Genomic DNA, 2,416 nt, shown 5'->3' with positions numbered 1-2,416 from the left:
AGCGGTAAAAATTATTGTCTTTATATTCAAATGATTATGCGTCGCCAATTGGCGACATTCGAAATTAGCCCTGTCGCCTTTTTCAGACACCGATGTTGCTGGGTATCACTCCTCATCTTCCCGCTCCCGACAGCGGGGCCGCACGCTAACCGATGATGACGGTTCCAACGCTCACAATATTGCCACCACAATCGACGGCATCCCCCGCCCGCGCCGCAGGCAATCCTTCAATAAAAACGGTTGCAGAGCCGGAGGCTATCTTGCGCGGGTGTGGCGGATGCTCAGGCTTACTATGTGGCGTAAGGGGATCGCCTAAGCGAGCAGCTGGCAGCCCATCGACCAGCACAGTCGGTGCACCGGCCGTTATCGCGGTTTCATAGTACCCGTCGTGCTGTGTTCCTTTGTCACCTACTTTGGCGGCTATTGGCATGGTGGTTTTCCTTTTTGTGGAAACAATGTGTTATTGACTCTTATACGGATATTTATCGTAAAGAGATTTGATTTTACTACCATCAATTTCAATCGTTACAGGTTCAGAACGGATAGATATTTCATTGTCGTGATTTTCACCAGTAATTCCGGCATAATTCAACATAGACTGGATGCCAGCGTAATCATCAAAATAGGTTCCACAGAGACGTTCAGTTTTGTAGATATAAAATACATCCCGAGTTAATGGACATACTTTAGCCGCATCCATATTTAATATAGAAAAAATCAAATCGTTAATTGAACGTTGGATAAACCAGCCATCATTGACAAGAAAATAATTTGACGTCACGATCTCATACGTTCGTTTATCCGCAAGAAACTCATAATTGTGATTCAAATTCGTACTGAAAATTTTAGATTCGTGTGATTTTATTTTACGCCATTCACGCCGTTCAAAATTACCGCCATGATGGCAGTTTGCATTAAAAGAATAGAGCATAATATTATCAGTCGTTAACTGAAAACTGTCCCAACATAAAACAGACGTTTCAGAGCCATCAGGTGCAGTCATAGAAAATGGTAAAGACATAGGTGTCATATAATAAGATTCATTGCTATTATTAATGATTTTCACTGTAGCTAACACATTATTTTTTATTTTATTTATTGAAAGCCTGACAAATATCTTATGCCGTTTTTGTATATTCCTATTTTCCATGTCAGAGGTAGATAGATCCCCCCCCGAAAACCTCAATGAAACACCACTGGGATCTATAAGAATCAATTTTCCAGGCAGGTATTGACCATTATAGTCCTCACGTTTGCCGTATCCATATTTAAGAACTGTCAGCTGATTGGCAAACGAATTGAGTGAAAAAGCAAACGGAAGAATTAAAGCAATTACAAATTTCTTGATAACCATTCTCATCACTCTTAATGATAAATTAATAAAACATTAATGCCTATAGTCATACTGAAATGATTTAAGCATCTATTATGAAATATCTTTCAATATTATATGCATTATTGAATACATCTTCCCTACCCTTATTGACAAGAGTGTCCGCACCTCTGTTATGCTGTTCGGTACTCCAATTATCATTTTTTGTTTCTGGTTTCTTGCCTTTATCATCATAATCATAAGTTCCCATACCTCCATGTTCAGGGTCTGTGTATTTTTTAACGAAGTGACTCATTTCATGGCATAGTGTTGCAACGCGAGAGTCAATGCCCGTTACTGTGGCACAAGTTCTGCCCCCCCGCCCCCTGTATTCTTCCGGTGAAATTGATGCCAATATGAACTTCATAATTCTTTTCAAGTTCACTATTTACAAACGCAGCAAAAGTCTCTGGCATATCAGGATCTCGGGGGATTGTTGTGTTAGTTGGATCATCGGGATTATCCGGATCGTATATTTCGTTAATATAATCATCCAATGTCATCTGTCCCTTTATCCATTTAAGCCTTCTGATACAATTCTGCATCACTTCTCTGGCTGTCATTTTAACCTTATGACCATCACCTCTTAAGGACATCTCGACCTCAATAATTCGATCACCTTTCGATCCAAATATCCGGTAAAACTCTGTCTGCTCTTTCTCTCCCCAGACCTCAAGATCTTTGGTTCTTTGCGCCAGTACTCTATCCATCGCCGCTAGTTTCGCTTGCTTAGCGTTGGGTGTTTTTTGCTCACACTGTCTCCACGAAGAGACACAACCGAGCGGTAAAAATTATTGTCTTTATATTCAAATGATTATGCGTCGCCAATTGGCGACATTCGAAATTAGCCCTGTCGCCTTTTTCAGACACCGATGTTGCTGGGTATCACTCCTCATCTTCCCGCTCCCGACAGCGGGGCCGCACGCTAACCGATGATGACGGTTCCAACGCTCACAATATTGCCACCACAATCGACGGCATCCCCCGCCCGCGCCGCAGGCAATCCTTCAATAAAAACGGTTGCAGAGCCGGAGGCTATCTTGC

5 protein-coding genes are annotated in these 2,416 nt (G+C 41.9%); all 5 read right to left on the bottom strand.

All coding sequences use genetic code 11. The annotated features are described in order from the left end of the window. Window positions 1-145 precede the first annotated feature (145 nt). On the bottom strand, window positions 146-430 hold the full coding sequence (locus ACLW56_RS25005; protein ID WP_330983071.1) for a type VI secretion system PAAR protein: 285 nt from the start codon (window positions 428-430) through the stop codon (window positions 146-148). 30 nt (window positions 431-460) lie between these two features. Continuing rightward, on the bottom strand, window positions 461-1,354 hold the full coding sequence (locus ACLW56_RS25000; protein ID WP_330986296.1) for a hypothetical protein: 894 nt from the start codon (window positions 1,352-1,354) through the stop codon (window positions 461-463). A 61-nt stretch (window positions 1,355-1,415) separates the two neighbouring features. Continuing rightward, window positions 1,416-1,628, bottom strand: coding sequence for a hypothetical protein (locus ACLW56_RS24995; protein ID WP_330986295.1), 213 nt, complete (start codon window positions 1,626-1,628; stop codon window positions 1,416-1,418). A gap of 28 nt (window positions 1,629-1,656) precedes the next feature. Further along, window positions 1,657-2,082: a hypothetical protein gene (locus ACLW56_RS24990; RefSeq protein ID WP_330986294.1), complete on the bottom strand. Its 426-nt coding sequence runs from the start codon at window positions 2,080-2,082 to the stop codon at window positions 1,657-1,659. 215 nt (window positions 2,083-2,297) lie between these two features. After that, on the bottom strand, window positions 2,298-2,416 hold a 119-nt coding region (locus ACLW56_RS24985), incomplete at its 5' end, for a PAAR domain-containing protein (RefSeq protein ID WP_330986297.1).

Source organism: Pantoea sp. sgz302252, assembly GCF_047713085.1.
In the GTDB taxonomy this organism is placed as follows: Bacteria; Pseudomonadota; Gammaproteobacteria; order Enterobacterales; family Enterobacteriaceae; genus Scandinavium.
Note: the sequence above shows the minus strand (reverse complement) of the source record. Positions and strands in the feature narration are given on the sequence as shown.

Bases quoted from the DNA above. Each gene is read 5' to 3' on its own strand.
- ACLW56_RS25000 (WP_330986296.1), bottom strand. From the start codon at position 1,354: ATGGTTATCAAGAAATTTGTAATTGCTTTAATTCTTCCGTTTGCTTTT.
- ACLW56_RS25005 (WP_330983071.1), bottom strand. From the start codon at position 430: ATGCCAATAGCCGCCAAAGTAGGTGACAAAGGAACACAGCACGACGGG.
- ACLW56_RS24995 (WP_330986295.1), bottom strand. From the start codon at position 1,628: ATGAGTCACTTCGTTAAAAAATACACAGACCCTGAACATGGAGGTATG.
- ACLW56_RS24990 (WP_330986294.1), bottom strand. From the start codon at position 2,082: ATGGATAGAGTACTGGCGCAAAGAACCAAAGATCTTGAGGTCTGGGGA.